At 43.8% G+C, this 21,044-nt stretch carries 19 protein-coding genes; 10 read left to right on the top strand and 9 right to left on the bottom strand.

What is annotated here, in order from left to right:
* Window positions 1-90: 90 nt before the first annotated feature.
* The 8 genes from HRT75_RS06755 (at window position 91) to HRT75_RS06720 (ending at window position 5,629) form a co-directional block, all read left to right on the top strand.
* Entirely contained in the window at window positions 91-528 is a 438-nt protein-coding gene (locus tag HRT75_RS06755) for an exosortase F system-associated protein (RefSeq protein WP_291184256.1), read from the top strand.
* 29 nt (window positions 529-557) lie between these two features.
* Window positions 558-1,130: a DUF3347 domain-containing protein gene (locus HRT75_RS06750; RefSeq protein ID WP_291184253.1), complete on the top strand. Its 573-nt coding sequence runs from the start codon at window positions 558-560 to the stop codon at window positions 1,128-1,130.
* A 13-nt stretch (window positions 1,131-1,143) separates the two neighbouring features.
* Window positions 1,144-1,551, top strand: coding sequence for a hypothetical protein (locus HRT75_RS06745; protein WP_291184250.1), 408 nt, complete (start codon window positions 1,144-1,146; stop codon window positions 1,549-1,551).
* Between the two features lie 53 nt (window positions 1,552-1,604).
* Window positions 1,605-2,009: a hypothetical protein gene (locus HRT75_RS06740; RefSeq protein ID WP_291184248.1), complete on the top strand. Its 405-nt coding sequence runs from the start codon at window positions 1,605-1,607 to the stop codon at window positions 2,007-2,009.
* A 69-nt stretch (window positions 2,010-2,078) separates the two neighbouring features.
* Window positions 2,079-2,789, top strand: coding sequence for a heavy metal-associated domain-containing protein (locus tag HRT75_RS06735; protein WP_291184245.1), 711 nt, complete (start codon window positions 2,079-2,081; stop codon window positions 2,787-2,789).
* Window positions 2,786-5,020 carry a TonB-dependent receptor gene (locus HRT75_RS06730; RefSeq protein ID WP_291184242.1) on the top strand — a complete coding sequence of 745 codons (2,235 nt, stop codon included), beginning with the start codon at window positions 2,786-2,788 and terminating at the stop codon, window positions 5,018-5,020. The genes HRT75_RS06735 and HRT75_RS06730 overlap by 4 nt, the downstream gene beginning before the upstream one ends.
* A complete protein-coding gene (locus HRT75_RS06725; protein ID WP_291184239.1) occupies window positions 5,021-5,401 on the top strand; it encodes an ATPase in 381 nt (126 codons plus the stop codon).
* Window positions 5,402-5,410: 9 nt separating this feature from the next.
* Window positions 5,411-5,629, top strand: coding sequence for a hypothetical protein (locus HRT75_RS06720; protein ID WP_291184236.1), 219 nt, complete (start codon window positions 5,411-5,413; stop codon window positions 5,627-5,629).
* Here the strand turns inward: HRT75_RS06720 and HRT75_RS06715 are convergent.
* From HRT75_RS06715 to miaB, 9 genes are all read right to left on the bottom strand, one after another.
* Window positions 5,626-7,992, bottom strand: coding sequence for a hypothetical protein (locus HRT75_RS06715; RefSeq protein ID WP_291184233.1), 2,367 nt, complete (start codon window positions 7,990-7,992; stop codon window positions 5,626-5,628). The two genes, HRT75_RS06720 and HRT75_RS06715, sit on opposite strands and share 4 nt — an antisense overlap.
* A gap of 103 nt (window positions 7,993-8,095) precedes the next feature.
* Entirely contained in the window at window positions 8,096-10,456 is a 2,361-nt protein-coding gene (locus HRT75_RS06710) for a hypothetical protein (RefSeq protein ID WP_291184231.1), read from the bottom strand.
* A gap of 158 nt (window positions 10,457-10,614) precedes the next feature.
* On the bottom strand, window positions 10,615-12,246 hold the full coding sequence (gene groL, locus HRT75_RS06705) for a chaperonin GroEL (protein ID WP_291184227.1): 1,632 nt from the start codon (window positions 12,244-12,246) through the stop codon (window positions 10,615-10,617).
* A 27-nt stretch (window positions 12,247-12,273) separates the two neighbouring features.
* On the bottom strand, window positions 12,274-12,549 hold the full coding sequence (locus HRT75_RS06700) for a co-chaperone GroES (RefSeq protein WP_291184224.1): 276 nt from the start codon (window positions 12,547-12,549) through the stop codon (window positions 12,274-12,276).
* Between the two features lie 142 nt (window positions 12,550-12,691).
* Window positions 12,692-13,027, bottom strand: a complete 336-nt coding sequence (secG, locus tag HRT75_RS06695) for a preprotein translocase subunit SecG (RefSeq protein ID WP_272831585.1) — start codon at window positions 13,025-13,027, stop codon at window positions 12,692-12,694.
* The gene (locus HRT75_RS06690; protein ID WP_291184218.1) at window positions 13,014-13,868 is read right to left on the bottom strand and encodes a hypothetical protein; all 855 of its coding nucleotides are present in this window, start codon (window positions 13,866-13,868) and stop codon (window positions 13,014-13,016) included. Before HRT75_RS06690 ends, secG begins: the two co-directional genes overlap by 14 nt.
* A 1-nt stretch (window position 13,869) precedes the next feature.
* A complete protein-coding gene (locus HRT75_RS06685; RefSeq protein ID WP_291184215.1) occupies window positions 13,870-14,373 on the bottom strand; it encodes an LptE family protein in 504 nt (167 codons plus the stop codon).
* 1 nt (window position 14,374) lies between these two features.
* Complete coding sequence (locus tag HRT75_RS06680; protein ID WP_291184262.1) at window positions 14,375-15,655, bottom strand: sigma-54 dependent transcriptional regulator; 1,281 nt, start codon at window positions 15,653-15,655, stop codon at window positions 14,375-14,377.
* 42 nt (window positions 15,656-15,697) lie between these two features.
* Entirely contained in the window at window positions 15,698-17,143 is a 1,446-nt protein-coding gene (gene miaB / locus HRT75_RS06675) for a tRNA (N6-isopentenyl adenosine(37)-C2)-methylthiotransferase MiaB (RefSeq protein WP_291184212.1), read from the bottom strand.
* Between the two features lie 172 nt (window positions 17,144-17,315).
* On the opposite strand from miaB, the gene HRT75_RS06670 reads away from it, so the two are divergent.
* Complete coding sequence (locus HRT75_RS06670; protein ID WP_291184209.1) at window positions 17,316-18,530, top strand: hypothetical protein; 1,215 nt, start codon at window positions 17,316-17,318, stop codon at window positions 18,528-18,530.
* A 109-nt stretch (window positions 18,531-18,639) separates the two neighbouring features.
* A partial coding sequence (gene topA / locus HRT75_RS06665) for a type I DNA topoisomerase (protein ID WP_291184207.1) occupies window positions 18,640-21,044 on the top strand: 2,405 nt, incomplete at its 3' end.

The following is a 21,044-nucleotide window of genomic DNA, read 5'->3' as shown; positions in this document are numbered from 1 at the left end:
TGCATCAAGTGGTCTTTCCAGCCTTGATCTATGGCCTTGTGGCGCTCTTGTGGATGCTCTGGGTTGGGGTCTTTAAAAAAGCTAAAACTAATGGGTAGAGGTCTGCGAATTGGGTTAATTGTATTGCTGTTCGGTGCTTTAGTTGCGCTGCGGATGTATGCTGCGGATTGGTTCTACGATCCTTTAGATACCTTCTTTAAGGGGCAATATCAAGGCCAAGCTTTGCCAACTTTGGCTATGGGTAAATTATTAGGAGTTATGGCCCTGCGCTTTTGGATTACTGGAGCGATCACCATAGCGATCATTCAACTTTGGTTTGTCAATTCTTCCAAAACCCGATTGACCTTTTGGATACTGCTTGCTGCCTTTTTACTATTCTTTATCAGCTTTTGGGTGTTAATTGCGTTAAAACAACCGCCACTAGAGGGGTTATTCTACATTAGACGTTTTCTGATCCAGCCCTTGCTTCTTATCTTGCTGATTCCCGCATTTTATTATGAAAACAACACCAAAGATGCGGAGGCTTAAAGTATATTTGTAGTATAAAATTCAACTGTATGCGAATCCCATCTTTTTTGATCCTAGCGTTCCTAATGATCTGCTTCACTGCTTGTAAAAATGAGACCAAACAGAATCCAGAGTCCGAGGCTGAATCCGCAGAAACTCAAACCACTGAGGCTGCAAAACCGAAATATGAAGCAGCCGCTACCACGGCTAAGTTTAAAGATCCAAAAGTTGGACCCATCTTTGACGCTTATATTGCTCTTAAGACCACCTTGGTGAATTCAGACGTAGCGGCAACTTCCAAAGCAGCAGACGCTTTATTGACGGCTTTTTCAAATATGGGCGTTGATGAAGAGACCTTTATGGCTGCTCAGTTTGTGATGGAATCCAAAGAGATCGCTGCCCAAAGAGAAGGTTTTAACCGTTTAACGCCAATTGTAGAGCAGTTGGTTATTGACAATATTGAAGGCGGTGCGGTCTACAAGCAATACTGCCCAATGGCCTTTAATAATACCGGCGCATATTGGTTGTCCAATAGCGAGGAGATCTATAATCCGTATTTTGGAGATATGATGCTGAACTGCGGACGCGTTTCTGATACTTTTGAAGCTGCAGCCGCGAACTAAACAAGCGCCAAAGATGAAAGTCCTAAAATCTATCACGCTCTTCTTTATAGCAATGCTTCTGGTTTCGTGTAATAATGAGATGGAAGCCGTTGTTGCTGTGCACGATGAGCTCATGCCAAAAATGAGCGATATATCCAGGCTACAAGAGCAGATTTCAGAAGCTATTCCGGACAGCCTAAGAACGGCGGATCAGCAAAAGGTACTTGATGATCTTGAATCAGCCAATACAGCCATGATGGATTGGATGCGTGCCTTTGGTGGTGCCTTTGATTTTGAAGAGATCAATAAAGGAAAGCCACTTACTGCTGCTAAAACAGACAGTCTAAAGAAATATGCGCAAAGCGTTGAAGCGCTTAAAGAGCAGATGCTCAGCGCTATAGAAAACGGTCAAACAGTCTTTGACGCGCTCAAACAAGAGTAGTTAAAGTATTGTTAGGTTTCCACCAATTTACTCAGTTTTTGTAATTTTGTAGTGTGCAAAGAGTAATTGCAACCATATTATCTGTTTTGATACTGCTGAGCAGTACCGGACTCACTTATGCTGAACACTACTGTGGGGAGCATAAAATGATGGGTGAGATCACCTTGGGTCATGCGGCTTTGAGCTGCGGTATGGTGATGCCAGCTTCTGATTGCGAGACCACAGCGCCTATCATGGATTGTTGTGATAACGAATACTTGCAGATCGAACTGGACGACGATTACGCCAAAGTAGCTTTTGACTTCGATTTTGAGTTGGACTATGTGTGGGTTGGCCCCGTTCTTTACTCGCATTTCCATTTTGAAGAAATTGCTCAAGCAACCTCTGGCTTGCCTTATTATAGGCCACCACCAGATGACACTCCTTTATTTATCCTCTACGAGATCTACCTCATTTGATGTATAGGCCTGCTTGCGCGGGCATTAACGAAGATCCATTGATCCATTGTTAAACGCTATACATTAAAAATGTCAACACAAATAATACACATACAAGGCATGACCTGCATGGGTTGTGTCAAAAACGTTAAAGACTCTTTGGAAGCCTTGCCAGAAGTCTCAAGCGCTACAGTTTCCCTCGATGATGGTACGGCCATATTGGAAGCTGCTCAGGCGCTTCCGCAGATGATGCTGCAGCAAGCTTTAGGAGATAAATACACCATTAACCCTAACTCAGAGGTAAAGCCGATAAAAGCATCAAAGCTCAAACAACTCAGACCGCTATTGATCATTTTTGCGGGTCTGTTAGTAGCTACCGCTTTATTGAATTATCAATCATTTTCCCTTAAGGAAGCTATGATGGACTTTATGGGGCTCTTCTTTTTAGTCTTCGGATTCTTTAAACTCCTCGACTTAAAAGGATTTCCTGAAATTTTTGCCATGTACGATCCCTTGGCCAAGGCGTTTCGACCTTATGGATGGGCCTATCCATTTATAGAACTGACATTGGGAACACTACTGCTATTTCAAATTGGGCTTGTACCTGTTTTTGTGACCACTTTAGTATTGCTAAGCATAACAACCGTTGGAATCTTACGGTCTATTTTGGACAAAAGAGAGATCCGTTGTGCCTGTTTAGGTACTTGGCTCAATCTGCCGATGACAGAGGCTACTTTGATTGAAAACGCGGTCATGATCATCATGGCGATTTATATGCTCACCCAAACAGTAGTACTATGAGAAAGTGGTTTTTAATTTTACTATTGACTCCACTCGGTCTATCTGGACAGCAGATGCTTACTGGACAGATCCTTGATGGTAGTGCTGATGGAGAAGTTGGCTTGGGAGGTGTCAACCTTATTTGGTTGGACACGCAAGTAGGCGCAGTTGCAGACTTTGACGGTAACTTTGAATTACCTTATAAGCCAGAATACAAGCAATTGGTGATCAGTTATGTGGGCTTTAAAGACGACACCTTGACCGTTTCTGGTCCTGGTAGAATTGTCCACACTTTGGAGCCAGACAGCAGCTTAGATGCTGTGACGGTCAGTGTGGAGAAAAAGGCCTCTTCTAGATCCTTTATTCAAGCACAAAATGTAGTTCTGGTGAGCAGTGATGAACTCCTCAAGGCGGCCTGTTGCAACCTGTCTGAGAGTTTTGAGACCAATCCGTCCATCGATGTAAACTTCTCCGATGCCGTAACAGGAACGCGTCAGATTAGAATGTTGGGGCTTACCAGTCCTTATATACTGATCACTACAGAGAATATTCCAGCAATTAGAGGGGCTGCCCAAACCTATGGTTTGAGCTTTATTCCAGGAACTTGGGTGGAGAGTATTCAGATCACCAAAGGTTCTGGAAGCGTGATCAACGGTTTTGAGAGCATTACCGGACAGATCAACGCAGAACTTCAAAAACCCACCACAGATGTTCCACTTTTCCTAAATCTCTATGGAAATTTAAGTGGACGCCTGGAAGGGAATTTCCACTGGAACCAAAAAGTGACTGATAAATGGTCAACGGGGCTTTATGTGCACGGTAATATCCGAAATCAAAAGAACGATCGCAACGATGATGGTTTTTTAGATATGCCTTTGCAGGAGCAGATCAACGTGATGAATCGTTGGCAATACACGGATACTGAAGAAGGCATAGTGAGCTTTATCAATGTTAGATTTTTGAATGACAGTAAACAAACTGGGCAAAAGGACTTTGACCCAAGTCGCGATAGGGGTACGACAAATCTATGGGGTTCTGAGATCGACACCCAGCGTTTTGATGTCTCTGGAAAGCTTGGTTTTGTCAACACAGAACTGCCTTGGCGCAGTTTGGGAATCCAAGGAGCCTTTAGCTATCACAAGCAAGAATCCTACTTTGGTTTGCGTAATTATGATATCACTCATCAGAGTTTTTACGGAAATGTGATCTACAATTCCATCATCAGTGATTCCAGACACAAGATCAAAACCGGGATCGGCTTTACTCATGATGCTTATGACGAACTGGTTGAGGGCACTAATTTTGATCGTATTGAAAACTCTGTTGGAGGATTCTTTGAGTACGCCTTTGACAATTTAGATGCGCTTACTTTGACCGCTGGATTGCGGGTAGACAATCACAACCGATTCGGCTTTTTTGTCACGCCGCGATTGCATGCCCGTTATGAGGTCTGGAACAAAGGAGTGTTCAGAATTTCTGCAGGTCGCGGAATCCGATCAGCCAATATCTTTACAGAGAATCAACAGCTGTTTGCTACCAACCGAACCATTGCCATTAATGATGAGGGCGGAAGCATTTACGGCTTGGACCCGGAGATTGCCTGGAACTGTGGCGTATCCTTTTTACAAGGCTTTGAGCTCTTTGGGCGTAAAGCGGATATTGCTTTGGACTTTTATCGAACCGATTTTGAGAACCAAGTAGTGGTAGATTGGGAGACCCCAACGGCCATTCGTTTTTACAATTTAGAGGGCAGTAGTTTTGCCAATAGTTTTCAGTTTGAGTTTAACTATGAATTGGTAGATAATCTGGATTTCAGATCGGCCTATAAATTCTATGATGTGCAGATCGATTATGATTCCGGAAGATTGGAACGTCCTTTAACGCCTAGAAATCGAATCTTTGCCAATCTGGGTTATGAGATCAACAAGGCAGATGAAAGCCCTTCTTGGAAGTTTGATTTGACCTATAATTGGTTGGATCAGGCGCGTTTTGCGAATACCTCGCAGAATCCTGTTGAGTTCAAACGTCCGGAGCGTTCTCCCTCTATTGGAACTCTTAACGGGCAGATAACCAAGGTGTTTTCTAAGTCTTTTGAAGTATATTTGGGAGGCGAAAACATAACGGATCAGCGCCAAACAGATCCTGTGATCAGTGCGGAGAATCCCTTTGGAGATAATTTTGATACCACTTTTCTTTACGGCCCGATTTTTGGAAGAATGGTATACGCGGGCTTACGCTTAAAAATGAATTAAATGAAGAAGTTATTAATTGTATTAGCAATAATGAGTGCTGGATTGACCTACGCTCAAAACAAGAACGCCAAAGCGAACATTGAAATTGACGGAGTCTGCGGCATGTGCAAAATGCGCATTGAAAAGGCTGCAGTAGAAACCATCGGAGTGAAAAGAGCTGTTTGGAATGTGGAAACCCATGAGTTAAGCCTGATCTTCAATGAGAAGAAAATCTCTCTCGATGCTATTGAAAAGAACATTGCTGCGGTGGGCCATGATACTCCCAATCACAAAGCGCCGGATGATGCGTATGATGCGATAGCCATGTGTTGTAAGTATCGCGATCCAGCTGTGGTTGAGGATCATAAGAATATGAAAGGCAAACACGGCGGCGGACGCTAAATTCGACTTATGAAATTGACCAAACGCGTACTCTTATATGCAATGACCATAGTGGTCACTATAGGAGCTTTTATATGGAATAACCGAGTAGAGCAGTGGATGGCGACTCAAGACGATCCTGAAATGGTGGTTAGAACCGATCTGTTGGTACTATACCCTTTGGTACTCACCTTGATCGCCATTAGCGCCTATTCGCTATATAAAGATTACAAGCAGCGCAACACTTAATTTGTGCCGCTTAAATTGAGCAAATGGGTGGTGCTAAAAGCTCTGCCCATTTGGTCAATACCTTCTATCAATATTTTCACATTATCCTTTTCTGGGTTGGCGAAACTCAGCCCAATGTTTCCAGCCAGATCAACTTCTGCTTGAGGAATCCAATGATAACAACCGTAGGCTTTAAAACTCGCTGCAGTATACTGGTATTTCGGGGTGTAAAACTCTTTGGACGAGGCATAACCTTTTTCTAGTGTAAAGGTTTTAGCTGTTTTGATCTGATTGCGTGTTTGCCACTCTCTGTTGGTAAATACAATGAAGGTATGGACCTTCCCAATACGATCCGTGTAGATCTCATCAACATCTTGAAGTGAGAGCATTTCACCGATCGTTAAAGGATCATATGGAACACCATCAACAATAACAGAGGGACGTATGAAGTTGCTGCCTCTTCCGTTGGGGTTCATGACCCATTTACCAAAAACTGGCGCCGGGTTGTTCTCTAAGAACACCGAATAGTAGCCGTAGGTGCCCATAAAGACCTTTAAATTTCCATAGGACCTTTCAGAAGGGGTCATTTTTCGGCCTTCCCAGCCTTTAAAATAGCTTTCGTATTTCAAAGTGGGTTTCTGCACCACAACGACTTCATCGAGTTGCTCCGCATTAGCGTCAAAACCAAAATTGCTAAAGCTGTCATCCAGCTCACGTTTGGCAAAGGGATTAGCTGTTTCTAATTGAAAATTAGATTTTAAGTCCTTAGAGGTTGGTGCCAAGCTAAAAAAGAACTGGCATTGTACAGGGAGGCCTTCTTTGTCAATGGCCGCCAACTCAAAGGTTGTCCCTGTGGTGCCTTTGATCTCACTGATCTCAAAATCTCCGTTTTTATCAATGTCTACGTACTGAATCTCCTTGTTTACGTTGGAGTAGTACAGCAGCTGATCGGGCACATCTTCAGGATCATTTGCCCTTACATAGCCTTTTAATTTGATCCCAGGGCCATCAAAATAATAATCGTCTTTCGCGGCATTATCTGTAGCCGCGAATACATGACGCCATTTGTATTTGCTCCATCCTTGGTTGAGCATAAGTAGATCTAAGGCGTAGTGTTTTCTGCTGTTGAAATTGGTGAAATAGGCATTCCCATCTTCAATAAAACCATTGATATAAGGTTTCAGGTTTTTAGATACCAGAATGTTGGGAGAGTCCTGAAGCGCCAAGGACTGATCTGAAACGACGGTGATACTCGCAGTTTTGACTTTGATAGAGTCGTCTAATCTGATCTGCAATTTACCAATGACCGTGTCTTGGTCAAATCGATTGATGTTCGCCTGTATCTTACTGCTCACAAGGGCTTCTGGTTTGTAGATCAACCGTTCCAATACAGGCTGATTGTCCGCGGTAAAAAGCGTGAAGGTATTGACTCCATCAAATAGCTTTTTTGCTGGAAAAACTAGGGTCAATTCTGTATAGCCAGATTCAAATTCAACGGGGTATTCTCTAAAGCTCTCTCCATTATGGATATAGAGTTTATAGGCTTTATCATTGACCAAATTCAAGGATTGTTCGTTGGTGTATACCGTCAACTGAACGCTGGAATTTGAAAAGTTCTGTTGCAGATGCATCCCAATCCCGGTTCTATCGGCTTTGGGTAAATCTTGCTTTATGGTTTGATCTTTATAGGTGAATTGAAGGCTGTATTGCTGGTCAATTTCTGGGTTGAATACAAATTTGCCCATTCCAACGGTATTGGTCCTTAAGCCCGTCTGCAAGACCTGACCGCTTGCATCTACTAGAGAAATGTCTCTAACAGCGACTCCCAAGCCTGTCGGATTTATGATCTTGATTCCATAAGTATTGTTGGCGTTGGTAAGCGCGTGCCCGCCTTCTGGCAAGATCTGAACGTCCAAGGCTTGACTTTGAGTAATATCTGATGTAGTCTCTTCGGATGGGTTCAACAAGGCAATGGGAGCCATGAACGAATTGTCCTCCGAGTAACCGTTCATTCTAGAGGTGAACGCTTTGATATACAACAATTGGCCTTCCTGTTTTTGATCGATCAAAATGGATCCGTGCGCCCGGCCGTCCTTAGTCACTGTTAGTATACTGCTGAGCTCTTGCCCTTGCTGATCGTAAAGGATCACATTTAAGTTGGCGTCGTTGATGCTGAGCGAACCATCACTGATCTCAAAGAGGTAGGCGGAAAACCAAATGGTTTCTCCTGGGAAGTACAGGTTCTTGTTTAGATGCAGATGAATATTTTGCCGCTCTGCTAAATAGTTTTGTAAGGCTCCTGATATTGCCGTTTGGCTGTCTTGGGTCTGTCCGAAGTTTAATAAGGTACAGAGTAGTAATGCTAGTAAAGTAAAGTTTCTCATCCCCCGAAGTTTTATTTTAAAGATACGATTCGGTTCGCGCTTAAGGCGTAAAACTTTATAAAAGCTAACTCGATTTGGCTGAATTTTAAGAAGTTGCTAAGACTTAATCAATTCCATCAACCTCTATTTGTTGTGTAATTCCGAAAGGATTGCCTGCTGCGTCAAATCCATTTACAAGTAAGAGTACATCCTGTCTTTCAGGATTGATGAATTGGAATTCAATACTGCCGTCGGCTTTTGGAAATAACTGAGGATACCATCCTAAGGTCCCTAGAGATTTAAAACTGTCTGACTTGTAATCATAAAGCGGTTGGTAGTACTCCTTAGTTGGACTGAGTCCTTTTTCCGTAAGCGTAAAACTCTTGGCGGTGCTCTTTTCTTTGGCTGCCAGACTAAAGTCTTCTTCTAGAAAGACCATGAAAATATGAATCCTATTGGCCAATACATTGTTTACACTACGCTCTGGGCGTTTCACATAGATCTCTGCAACGTCTTGCATGCTAATGGCATCCATGGCAAAGCCTACAGGGTAGCCTTGACCATTGATGATCACCACTGGAGAAACTTCCACAAAACCTCCTTTTGGAGTCGTGGTGAGGTTGACCATGCCACCGCCTTTGCGGTAATAGCCATAGGTGCCAATAAAATTCCCCAAATTACCCCGTGATTTCTCACTGTTATCAATTACCCAGGCGTCCCAACCGCGAAAGAATTGTTCGTATTTAAGTTTTTTGGCGGTGATCACCACCTCGTCGAGTCGTTCCGCTTCTGGGTCAAATCCTGAATAATAGAGGTCGCTGTTGGCGTTGTATTTAATAAAAGGATTGAGGGTTGTTATTCCGAATGGATTTTTGAGGTCCAGTTCATTGGGCGACAGCGTATAGAAAAATTGACAATCCAATGGCTTGCCTGCGCTGTCCATAGCGGCTAATTCAAAAGTGGTTCCGCGAACTGCCTTAATATTATTGACTTCAAATTTGCCGTCGGCATCAATGGGAACGTATTGTACTTCCTCATTTTCTTTAGAATAGAACAGCAGTTGCTCAGCTTGTGTGCCTTCTGGAGCCCTAAGATATCCTTTTAGGCTAATGCCAGGACCGTTGTAGTAATAATCGGTTTCTGGGGTCTGATTAAAGATATTGCGCCATTGGTATTTGCTCCAGCCTTGATTGAGTAAGACAAGATCTAAGGCATACCATTTCTGCGCAGATGGTTTCGAGAAGTAATAATTGGGTTGCTCCAAATGTCCTTTGATATAAGGTAGCACCAAACTTGAGGCATGGATGTTGGGTAATTGCTGAGCAGCTAAAGTTTCTGCAGGAAGTACAGAAATACTGGTTTGCGTCCAATGCTCTGTTTTTGCTGATTTTAGTTTAAGTGTCAGTTTGGTAGAATCCAAAAGATGTTGGCTCTCGCTGATGAGTTCTGGTAAGGCCTTAAAACTTCCGCTGTTAAAAATTAGTCGCTCTAAGAGTGGCTCGTTTGTGGAGTTAAAGAGGGTTATCGTATTGACCCCAGGATAGAGCTTTTGCTTGGGAATGGTGAGCTTGAGCTCGTTATAACCCTTTTCAAACTTCACAAAGTAAATTTTACTTTGGCTGGCTTTGTGAACCACCAGTTTGAGGCTGTCATTTTGAATAAAGGGCAAAGATTGCTCATTAGTGTAAACTCGAGCCTGCAAGTCACCGCGAACATAGTTTTGATCAATCCGCATTCCAATACCTCTGGCTAAGGCTTCAGGAAGGGCTTTTTCTACAAGCACTCCCTTATAATTGAACTGCAGTTGATAGGTCTGGTTTGTTCGAGGTGTAAAGACAAACTTGGCCATGCCGAAGGCATTGGTTTGTAGGTCTTTCAGCAGCGTATTGCCTTGAGTATCTGTAATCGCTATCCCATTAACACGAACCCCTAAACCTCGCGCGTCGAGGATCTTTATTCCATAATTGTTGGCCACTTCCACTAACGGGTATCCCCCTTCTGGCAAGATTTGAATATCTAAAGCACTTGAAGTTTCAGCATCACCAGCGGCCGCTTCGTTGCCCATCAATTCTACGGTGGCTAAAAAGGAATCATCCTCATAGTAGCCATTCATTTGCGCCGTATAAGCTTTGAGGTACAAGACGCTTCCCGTTTGTTTAGGACTGATCAAGAATTCTCCATGAGCTTGTCCATTCTGAGTGATCAAAAGGGTAGTGGCTAGGGTTTCGCCCTTTTCATCCAGCAATACCACGTGTAAATTGGAGTCCTCTTGACTGATCTGTCCGCTGGCCAGATCAAACAGGTAGGCAGAGAACCAAATAGACTCGCCTGTGAAATAGCGGTCTTTATTAAGGTGGAGGTGAATGGCTTTTCTGGCGTCCAAATAGGTGCTTAATCCTTGAGCAATAGGATCAGCTTGTTCCTCTTTTTGTGCCTGTGCGCTGAGGAAAAAAATGAGCAATGTGAATGTAAGTAGCTTTCTCATAGCATTTTATTACAAGATACAACCCGCAGCTCTTTCCAGACGTAAAACTTTATAAAAGCTAACTCGATTTTTATCATTCAGCTTCAATTCCATCCGCAGTAAAACAAAAAAAGCGCCTCCAAATGGAGACGCTTTTTAAAATTTTCGATGTGATTCGCTTACATCATACCTGGCATTCCGCCACCGCCCATTGGAGGCATAGCTGGAGCATCTTCTTTGATGTCTACCAAGGCACATTCTGTAGTAAGGATCATTCCGGCCACAGAAGAAGCGTTCTCTAAAGCGATACGCGTTACCTTCTTAGGATCAATGATTCCTTCTTTTAGCATGTCCACATAAGTGTCATTCTTGGCATTGTAACCAAAGGCTTTTTTGCCTTCCATTACTTTGCTTACAACTACAGAACCTTCACCACCTGCATTCTCAACGATCTGACGCAAGGGCTCTTCAATAGCGCGAGCGATGATCTGAATACCTGTAGTTTCATCTAAGTTCTCTGTGGTAAGCTTGTCCAATACTTTCTTAGCTCGTACCAAGGCTACACCCCCTCCGGCAACGATTCCTTCTTCTACCGCTGCGCGCGTAGCGTGAAGTGCATCGTCCACACGATCTTTCTTTTCTTTCATTTCAACCTCAGAGGCAGCTCCTACATAAAGTACCGCTACACCACCAGCCAATTTGGCCAATCGCTCTTGAAGTTTCTCACGGTCGTAATCACTTGTGGTAGTTTCGATCTGAGATTTGATCTGATTCACACGTGCTTTGATGTCTGCTTTCTTACCAGCACCATTCACGATGGTTGTGTTGTCCTTGTCAATAGTTACGGTCTCTGCAGTACCTAACATATCGATAGTCGCGTTCTCAAGAGTGAATCCGCGCTCTTCAGAGATCACGGTTCCTCCAGTTAGGATAGCGATATCTTCTAGCATAGCTTTTCTGCGGTCTCCGAAACCTGGAGCTTTAACAGCAGCGATCTTCAAAGATCCGCGCAATTTGTTCACTACTAGAGTTGCTAGTGCTTCTCCATCAACATCTTCTGCGATGATCAATAGCGTGCGGCTCTGTTGTGCGATAGGCTCTAGCACAGGAAGTAGATCCTTCATAGAAGAGATCTTCTTGTCGCAAAGCAAGATCATTGGGTTTTCCAACTCAGCGTTCATCTTGGCGCTGTTGGTCACAAAGTATGGAGAAAGGTATCCGCGGTCAAATTGCATACCTTCTACAACGTCCACATAAGTTTCTGTTCCTTTGGCTTCCTCAACAGTGATCACGCCTTCTTTACCTACTTTTCCAAATGCCTCAGCGATCAATTCTCCAATTACAGGGTCGTTATTGGCAGAGATCGACGCCACTTGCATGATCTTCTCGCTAGAGCTTCCCACTTTGGTAGATTGCTTCTCAAGATCGGCGGTCAAAGCCTCAACAGCTTTGTCAATTCCGCGTTTAAGATCCATTGGATTTGCACCAGCGGCTACGTTCTTAAGACCTTCTTTTACGATAGCTTGAGCCAGAACTGTTGCGGTAGTGGTACCGTCACCAGCTAGGTCATTGGTTTTAGAGGCAACCTCTTTTACCATTTGAGCTCCCATGTTCTCAAGAGCATCTTCCAATTCAACTTCTTTAGCTACAGTTACTCCATCTTTAGTGACTTGTGGAGCGCCAAAGGATTTGCTGATGATCACATTACGACCTTTTGGTCCTAAGGTAACCTTCACTGCATTGGCTAGCGCGTCAACACCACGCTTGATGCTGTCTCTTGCTTCAATATCAAATTTTATATCTTTTGCCATTGTCTTGGTTCTTTAGATTATTGTGGATTAGATAATTGCTAAAATGTCGTCCTCACGCATGATCAAATAATCACGGCCGTCCAACTTGAGTTCACTACCTGAATACTTTCCGTAAAGTACAGTATCACCAACTTTTACAGTCATATCGTGATCTTTTTTGCCTTTACCAACAGCAACTACTTTTCCTTGCTGTGGCTTTTCTTTGGCAGAATCAGGAATGTAGATACCCGATGCAGTTTTGGTCTCGGCCTCTTGTGGTTCAATCAAAACCCGGTCAGCCAGGGGTTGAATATTTAAGCCCATATCTATATGTGTTTTTTTGGTTTAATAAAAATTACGCTTGCCTTAAGGCAGAAATTGTGCCATTGGAATTCTCCCTGACACAATGCAAAAAAAAATGCCAGCTTGTCATAAAAGCTGGCATTTCAATATTGTTGTTCAGAGTTTACTGCTCATCTGTCTGCACTGGAGACCCGTCTGTGGCAGGAAGCTCTGTTTGTGCAGGTGCATCTCCATCAATCGCTTTAGACTCTCCCAATCCACCGCCACCGGCAATTGGAATGTTAGAAAGCAGGATCAATGCTAAAAGCAGTACAGCCAAAGTCCAAGTACTCTTGTCAAGGAAGTCTCCGGTCTTTTTTACACCACCGATCTGCTGACCGCCTCCGCCTCCGAAAGTTGAAGAAAGTCCGCCACCTTTTGGGTTCTGTACCATTACTACAACTACGAGTAGGAATGCAATTAAGATGATCAGGATCAGAAATATATTAAACGCTGTCATTGTCTTTTGAGTTTTGGGCCATTATTTTCTTTATCGCCCGAATTTGGTCTGCAAAGAAACCACTTTTTTCGGGATTTTTCAAACTTAAAATTTTGTAAGCTTGAATGGCTTTTTTATAGTTTTTCTGTTGGAGGTAAACCTTGGCTAAAGTCTCCGTCATCAAGGCGTCAGAAGACTTTGTGAAAGGTTTTGCTAAATTCTTTGAGGAACGCGCTTCTTCCTGCGGATCGATCTTTGGGCTGCTGCTCAAAAAGGCATCGATGAGTTTAAAGCGTTCTTCTTTAGGATCATGGGTGGTAGCCGCCGGTAATTCTTCTTCGCGTTCCACGGGTTCCACTTGAGAGAGTTGCAGCCAAATCGCAAAGGAGTGTTTGTCTTCCTTTTTGAATTCCAAAGGCTGGTCTTCAACCTTTTCTAGAGGCTCAGGAGTATCGATCTTTAAAAACAGGTCGGGGTCTAAAACCGCTTTGGCCTTTTTGAGTTCGGTTTTGAGTTTTTGTTCGAGCTCATGCGGTGAAGCGCTGACCACCTCGGCATCTACCAATTCAATCTCGTTCAAATTGGTGTGTTGATGCTTGATCTTATGGGCAACCTCATCTTGCTTAAATACCTCAGAGGTGATGTAGTCAAACAAAATAGAACGATCCGCTGTATGGGCGGCAGTGCGTTTTAAGGCATCGTTGTATTTGTAGCTACCGCTGTTCTTTAAGGCTTTGAGTTGAAGAGCACGTGCGGCTTGAAAATACGGTAAGTCCTGCAATAACTCGTCGAGTTGCTGCTGATGCGCTGCTGTGACTTCTGAAGGTCGCTGGGTGAGGTATGTAAATTCCTGTGTATTCAAATTACCAACGCGCCAAGGTAGCGTTAAAAATATCTTGAGTCAAACGTAGATAGATCTCATCGATCACATCGTCGCGTCTCGACCCGGTTAGGTTTGCATCTCCGTCAAAGTCAAAATAGAAACTAAAACGTTGCTGCAGGTCTTTCGTATCGTCCAATTTATTGTAAAAACGCACTTGTACAGAAATGGTCAAACGGTTTTGTGCCGCCGTATTCTGGGATGTAGCTGTAATTGGCGCGATGTAGTACTGTACAATCTCACCTTCATAGGTCAGATCGGCATTGGAGGTAACCAATTCCAAACTCGTTTGGTTTACAATAAGGTCTTGCAGGTCATTGGTGAACTTCAAATCAATTCCCGGTTCAATAATGGCCGCCTGATTCTGGAAGAAATTCACCTGAAAGGTTTTGGCGTTTCCAACATCCGCCCCCGTAAAGGAGTAGTATTTACAGCTGTTGAAACTCAGACTAATTGCTAAAAGCAATACCCATTGAACTATCCGCATCTTATAAATTGTATTGTTTGATTTTACGGTAGAGGGTACGCTCAGAGATTCCCAATTCTTCTGCGGCCGCCTTGCGTTTACCGTTGTATTTCTCTAATGATTTTTTGATCAGTTCCAGCTCCTTTTCCTGAAGGGAGAGGGTCTCTTCTTCCTGAATTTCCTCGGCAAAGTGGTATTTGTCTTCCACGTTGGTAACCGCAGGAGTGTCGTTGTAACCAATAACCTCTACGTCACTTGGAACAATGAGTTCGCGTCTTGCAGGAACAGCTTCCGCAAAGGATTCTTCGGGCTCATCTTCTGAATAGATCTTGTTGATCAGTCCAGAATGTTCGCGTTGTACTGTTTCTGAGTCGTCATTGCGCAAGAGCTCTAAGGTCAATTTTTTTAGGTCATTGACGTCGCGCTGCATATCAAAAAGTACTTTATAGAGGATCTCGCGTTCTGAGGCGAAATCACTTTCTGACTTTTTAGTATTGATCACCGCAGGCAGATTGCTGCCCACATCCGGCAAATAACTCTTAAGCGTGTCATAACTGATCACACGATCCTGCTCCAATACTGAGATCTGTTCCGCAATATTTCTCAACTGACGGATGTTCCCACCCCAGCGATATTTTAAGAGCAATTGCGTAGCATGCTCATCCAAGCGGATGGTCGGCATTTTGTATTTCTGAGCAAAGTCCGTAGCAAACTTTCTAAAGAGCAAATGAATGTCCTCTGAGCGTTCGCGCAAGGGAGGCAAGCCGATCTCCACCGTGCTTAAGCGGTAATAGAGGTCTTCTCTGAACTTGCCTTTGGCAATGGCGTCAGACATGTCCACATTGGTTGCTGCAACTATGCGAACGTCGGTCTTTTGGGTTTTTGAGGAACCTACTTTTAAGAACTCTCCGTTTTCTAAGACACGCAGCAGGCGCACTTGGGTAGGCAGTGGCAATTCTCCAACTTCATCCAAGAAGATAGTTCCACCGTCAGCCACTTCAAAATAACCGCTACGAGTAGCCGTAGCTCCGGTAAAGGCTCCTTTTTCGTGCCCAAAAAGTTCGGAGTCTATAGTTCCCTCTGGGATCGCTCCGCAGTTCACAGCAATGTATTTACCGTGCTTTCTGTGGGAGAGGGAATGTATGATTTTTGGAATACTCTCTTTACCAACACCACTTTCTCCTGTCACCAATACCGATATGTCGGTAGGGGCCACCTGAATGGCCTTTTCAATGGCGCGGTTGAGCTTGGCATCGTTACCGATGATCCCAAATCGCTGTTTTGTGGCTTGTATTGATTCCATAATAATTCCCATGAAAATGGGAAACTTTTAATTATTAGTTCTCTATTGATTCTCGCTATACCCAACAGCCTCGCCTAAAAGCGTGGTGCTGGTACAGTCGTTGATCTTTACCATTACAAAATCCCCAACCTTGTAGTCTTCTTTTGGGAATACGGCAACGGTGTTTTGCGAGGTGCGACCGCTCCAATGAGCATCGCTTCTGCGAGATTTCTTTTCAATTAGGATCTCCACAGTTTTACCCACAAAGTTCTTGGTCCGGTAGGCCGAATGTTTTTGCTGCATATCAATGATCTCCGTCAAGCGGCGTTTTTTAACCGCTTCGGGGATGTCGTCCTCCATTTTACGTGCAGCCATAGTGCCTGGGCGTTCTGAGTAGATGAACATAAAGCCAAAGTCGTATTTGACGTATTCCATCAGACTCAAGGTATCTTGGTGATCTTCTTCAGTCTCCGTAGGGAAACCTGCGATCATGTCTTGAGAGATTCCACAATCGGGAATGATCTCACGAACCTTATCTATAAGCGCCATATACTCTTCACGAGTATGTTGACGGTTCATTTCCTTTAATATTCTGGTGCTTCCGCTTTGTACCGGTAGGTGAATATAATTACAGATGTTGCGGTGTGCCGCCATGGCGTGGAGCACATCTTCTGTCATATCCTGTGGATTGGAAGTAGAGAAGCGAATGCGCAATTTAGGTTGTGCCGTCGCCACCATTCTTAGGAGTTTAGCAAAATCTGTCGCAGTGGCCTGTTGCATGGGACTGGCCTTTTTGAAATCCTTTTTCAATCCACCGCCATACCAAAGGTAACTGTCTACGTTCTGCCCTAAGAGGGTGATTTCTTTATAGCCTTTGGCCGCAAGATCATTGACCTCGTCTAAAATACTTTTAGGGTCTCTACTGCGTTCGCGTCCGCGGGTAAATGGCACCACACAGAAGGTACACATATTGTCACAGCCTCGGGTAATACTCACAAAGGCAGTAACTCCGTTTCCTCCTAAGCGAACGGGTGTAATGTCTCCATAGGTCTCCTCTTTGGAAAGGATAACGTTTACCGCTTCGCGACCGTCATCAACCTCTGCAATAAGGTTAGGCAGGTCTTTATAAGCGTCGGGTCCAACCACCAGGTCCACAATTTTCTCTTCTTCTAAGAATTTGCTTTTCAGGCGTTCGGCCATACAGCCCAAAACACCAACCTTCATGCCTGGGTTGATCTTTTTCACTGCGTTGTATTTCTCCAAGCGCTTGCGAACCGTTTGTTCCGCTTTGTCTCTAATACTGCAAGTGTTGACCAAGACCAGATCAGCGTCTTCTAGGTTCTGAGTGGTGTTGAATCCTTCTTTGGCAAGTATTGAAGCCACGATCTCACTATCACTAAAATTCATTTGACAACCGTAGCTTTCAATGAATAATTTACGCGAGTTAGAGGCAGTGCCTTCAGTCATTAGGGTAGTTCCCTGCTTGTTTTCGTCTATGATCTTCTCCATAATTGGGTACGGCCCTTTTGGGTATCAATTAGTGTGCAAAGATAGGATTTAATCCAAATTATGACAAAGTGTCAGGGTGCTAATTCCATCATAAATAATCATAAATCAAACGCAACGTTTTAACAATAAGTGCGTCTAGAAATAAAATTGATTGCTAAACAAACACCACTTAATGAAAAAGTTACTTTTAATTTTTGTTCTTGCAGCGCTGTGGAGCTGCTCTGACGATACCTATACAGAAGAGGTGCTTATTGCCACTCCTTTAACCACTACTATTGCAGATTTTAGAGCCAGCGTAGGTCCTGGATCCGTTCAGCAGATCTCAGAATCTGGTAAGATCTATGCGTACCAAGAATACGTATTGGTCAACGATAAATACAAAGGGATCCATATTATTGACAACAGTGACCCAGCCAATCCTTCAAAGATCGGTTTTATCAATGTTCCAGGGAATGTAGACATGGCTGTTAAGAATGATATACTATATGTAGATAGTTGGCTAGATCTCTATGTTTTTGACTTTACCGATCCAGCAAACCCTACCTTAATTAATAGACTAGAAGAAGTGCTTCCCAAGCGCACGCCGGATTTTGAAGGCAATATCTGGGAAGTTAACTATGATGAATTCGATCCAGAAACAGAAGTGATCGTGGGTTGGGATTACCGCACAGAGCTGCGTCAATTTGAACGCAATGATGATTTTGTTTTGGAATCTGCTAACGACAGTGGTGGAGCAACAGGCACAGGAGGATCGTTAGCGCGTTTCAATATTACTGGAGATTATCTATACGTGGTAGATTCCTTTAGAATCTTCTCTTTTGATATCAGCAACTTGGACAATCCGCAGCTCAGAGGAGAGACCTCAGTAGATGCTGGTGTGGAAACCATCTTTAGTGATGGAGATTACCTATATATAGGTAGCCCAATAGGAATGTTCATTTATGGATTGAGCAATCCTGGAGATCCTTTATACCTTTCTCAAGTAACACACATCACTGGTTGTGACCCTGTAGTGGTACAAGGCGATATTGCTTATGTAACTGTTCGTGGAGGTGGCTGGTGTGGACAGCCAGACAGTTTGTTGGATGTGGTTGACGTGACGGATCGTTCCAATCCATTCATATTAAAATCAGAAACCATGAACGAACCTTACGGTCTCGGTGTGAAAGGAGATCGTCTTTACGTAAGTGACGGAAGCTATGGTTTAGCGGTATATGATATCAGTGATCCGCTAGAGGCTTCTCGTATCATTACCTATAACGATTTAGAAATTTTTGATGTTATTCCTATGGAACAATGGATCATTATGATTGGGAATAATACCTTATATAATTATGAATACACCGATGAAGGAATCGGTCTTATAGCAAGTTTTAGTTTAAATTAAGTTCGCTTTAAATTCCTTCTAAAAGCCCTGTTTTACACGGGGCTTTTTTAATGCGGAAATACGGGTAAAAAAAATTTGCGCTACTTTTGTAGCCCAAATAAAAAGATATATGGCGAAGAATTTGGTTATTGTGGAGTCTCCTGCAAAGGCCAAAACGATTGAGAAGTTTCTTGGAAAAGAGTACAAGGTTGCTTCGAGTTTTGGACACATTGTGGACCTTCCGTCCAAGGAGTTAGGAGTAGATGTTGAGGGCGATTTTAAGCCGAAATACGTTGTTCCATCAGACAAGAAGAAACTGGTCAAGGAGCTGAAAGATATGGCTGCCAAGGCAGAGATCGTATGGCTGGCTAGTGATGAGGATCGAGAGGGAGAGGCCATTGCTTGGCACTTGTTTGAATCTTTAGGACTTACAGAGGACAAGACCAAGCGTATCGTATTTCACGAGATCACCAAATCTGCCATTCTAAAGGCAATTGCCAATCCACGTTCCATTGATTACAACTTAGTAAACGCACAACAAGCGCGTCGCGTCTTGGACCGTTTGGTGGGTTATGAGATCTCACCGGTACTTTGGAGAAAAGTAAAAGGCGGACTCTCTGCAGGACGTGTACAATCTGTTTCTGTAAGACTCATTGTAGAGCGCGAACGTGAGATCATGGATTTCAATCCAGTGGCTTCTTATCGTGTGGATGCAATGTTTGAAACTGCGGACGGTAAAAGTGTAAAAGCCAAGTTACCACAGAACTTTGACAGTTCAGAAGCGGCAAACGCCTTTTTGCAAAAGAATCTCAATGCAGATTTCTCGATTGCCAGCTTGACCAAAAAGCCAGCGAAGAAATCTCCAGCGGCTCCCTTTACCACATCGACCTTGCAACAGGAGGCTTCGCGTAAGTTGTATTTCTCAGTGAGTAAAACGATGACCTTAGCCCAACGCTTGTATGAGGCGGGACTCATTACTTATATGAGAACGGACAGTGTGAACCTTTCTGAGGAAGCCAAGTCCGCAGCACAACAAGAGATCAGTAAATCATACGGGGAGGAGTATTCCAAACCGCGTAACTATAAAGGTAAAGCCAAAGGTGCTCAAGAGGCGCACGAGGCCATTCGTCCAACCGATATGTCACGTCACGCGGTAGATATCGATAGAGATCAAGCGCGTTTGTACGAACTGATCTGGAAACGTACCATTGCTTCCCAGATGAGTGATGCGCAATTGGAGCGCACCCAAGTGAAGATCGCCGCCAATACGCACAGTGAACTTTTCAGTGCAAATGGGGAGATGATCAAGTTCGATGGATTCCTTAAAGTGTATCTGGAAGGTATTGATGACGACGAGGAAGAACAAGACGGAATGCTTCCTGCGCTAGCAGAAGGCGACGCCTTAGGAAACAAATACATTACGGCCACCGAACGCTTTACGCGTCCGCCGTATCGCTACACGGAAGCATCTTTGGTGAAGAAGCTAGAAGAGCTCGGCATTGGCCGTCCTTCTACTTATGCGCCAACCATCTCGACCATTCAAAACAGAAACTATGTGGAGAAAGGTACCGTAGATGGAAACGAACGCAAATACGAACAGATCACCTTAAAGGATGGAAACATTGTTTCCAAAGAACTCTCAGAAATGGTCGGGTCTGATAAAGGTAAGCTAGTACCTACCGATATCGGAATGATCGTGAACGACTTTTTGGTAGATCACTTTGACAATATTGTAGACTACAACTTTACCGCTAAGGTAGAGGAGGACTTTGATCAGATCGCTGACGGAGACGAGCAGTGGACAGAAATGATGCGTGATTTCTACAAGGCCTTCCATCCGCAGGTTAAAGATGTGGCAGAGAACGCCGAACGCGAGAGCGGGGAGCGCATCCTTGGGACGCACCCAGATACTGGGAAGACCATTTTGGTGCGTCTGGGTAAATTCGGTCCGATGGCTCAGATCGGAGCTCCGGATGATGAAGAGAAGCAGTTTGCCAGTTTAAGACCAGATCAGCAATTAACTACCATTACTTTGGAAGAGACCTTGGATCTATTCAAGCTACCCAAAGATCTCGGTTTGTATGAAGGAGAAGATGTCACGGTCAACAATGGTCGCTATGGTCCTTATGTGCGCTTTGGAAAGCAATTCATTTCTTTGCCTAAAGGACAAGATCCTTTGGATGTGAAACTCGATGACGCCATCGAGCTCATTGAAGCTAAGAAAAAAGCAGATGCTCCTATATATATGTATCAAGACATGCCTGTGCAAAAAGGTAAGGGTCGCTTTGGACCGTTTATCAAATGGAGCGGTATGTTCATCAACGTGAACAAGAAGTACGATTTTGACAACTTGAGCAGAGCAGACATTGAGACTTTGATTGAAGACAAGTTGCAAAAAGAACGCGACAAGCTCATTCACGATTGGGAAGATGCAGGCATTCGTTTAGAAAAGGCCCGTTGGGGACGCTTTAATCTCATCAAAGGGAAGACCAAGATCGAATTGCCAAAAACCACCAAGGCTCAAGAGATGACCTT

This window comes from Gilvibacter sp. (assembly GCF_013214815.1).
Classification (GTDB): domain Bacteria; phylum Bacteroidota; class Bacteroidia; order Flavobacteriales; family Flavobacteriaceae; genus Gilvibacter.
Note: the sequence above shows the minus strand (reverse complement) of the source record. Positions and strands in the feature narration are given on the sequence as shown.

Coding starts and splice junctions, on each gene's coding strand:
- HRT75_RS06755 (WP_291184256.1), top strand. CDS start 91: ATGGGTAGAGGTCTGCGAATTGGGTTAATTGTATTGCTGTTCGGTGCT.
- HRT75_RS06750 (WP_291184253.1), top strand. CDS start 558: ATGCGAATCCCATCTTTTTTGATCCTAGCGTTCCTAATGATCTGCTTC.
- HRT75_RS06745 (WP_291184250.1), top strand. CDS start 1,144: ATGAAAGTCCTAAAATCTATCACGCTCTTCTTTATAGCAATGCTTCTG.
- HRT75_RS06735 (WP_291184245.1), top strand. CDS start 2,079: ATGTCAACACAAATAATACACATACAAGGCATGACCTGCATGGGTTGT.
- HRT75_RS06730 (WP_291184242.1), top strand. CDS start 2,786: ATGAGAAAGTGGTTTTTAATTTTACTATTGACTCCACTCGGTCTATCT.
- HRT75_RS06725 (WP_291184239.1), top strand. CDS start 5,021: ATGAAGAAGTTATTAATTGTATTAGCAATAATGAGTGCTGGATTGACC.
- HRT75_RS06720 (WP_291184236.1), top strand. CDS start 5,411: ATGAAATTGACCAAACGCGTACTCTTATATGCAATGACCATAGTGGTC.
- HRT75_RS06715 (WP_291184233.1), bottom strand. CDS start 7,992: ATGAGAAACTTTACTTTACTAGCATTACTACTCTGTACCTTATTAAAC.
- HRT75_RS06710 (WP_291184231.1), bottom strand. CDS start 10,456: ATGAGAAAGCTACTTACATTCACATTGCTCATTTTTTTCCTCAGCGCA.
- groL (WP_291184227.1), bottom strand. CDS start 12,246: ATGGCAAAAGATATAAAATTTGATATTGAAGCAAGAGACAGCATCAAG.
- HRT75_RS06700 (WP_291184224.1), bottom strand. CDS start 12,549: ATGGGCTTAAATATTCAACCCCTGGCTGACCGGGTTTTGATTGAACCA.
- secG (WP_272831585.1), bottom strand. CDS start 13,027: ATGACAGCGTTTAATATATTTCTGATCCTGATCATCTTAATTGCATTC.
- HRT75_RS06685 (WP_291184215.1), bottom strand. CDS start 14,373: ATGCGGATAGTTCAATGGGTATTGCTTTTAGCAATTAGTCTGAGTTTC.
- HRT75_RS06680 (WP_291184262.1), bottom strand. CDS start 15,655: ATGGAATCAATACAAGCCACAAAACAGCGATTTGGGATCATCGGTAAC.
- miaB (WP_291184212.1), bottom strand. CDS start 17,143: ATGGAGAAGATCATAGACGAAAACAAGCAGGGAACTACCCTAATGACT.
- HRT75_RS06670 (WP_291184209.1), top strand. CDS start 17,316: ATGAAAAAGTTACTTTTAATTTTTGTTCTTGCAGCGCTGTGGAGCTGC.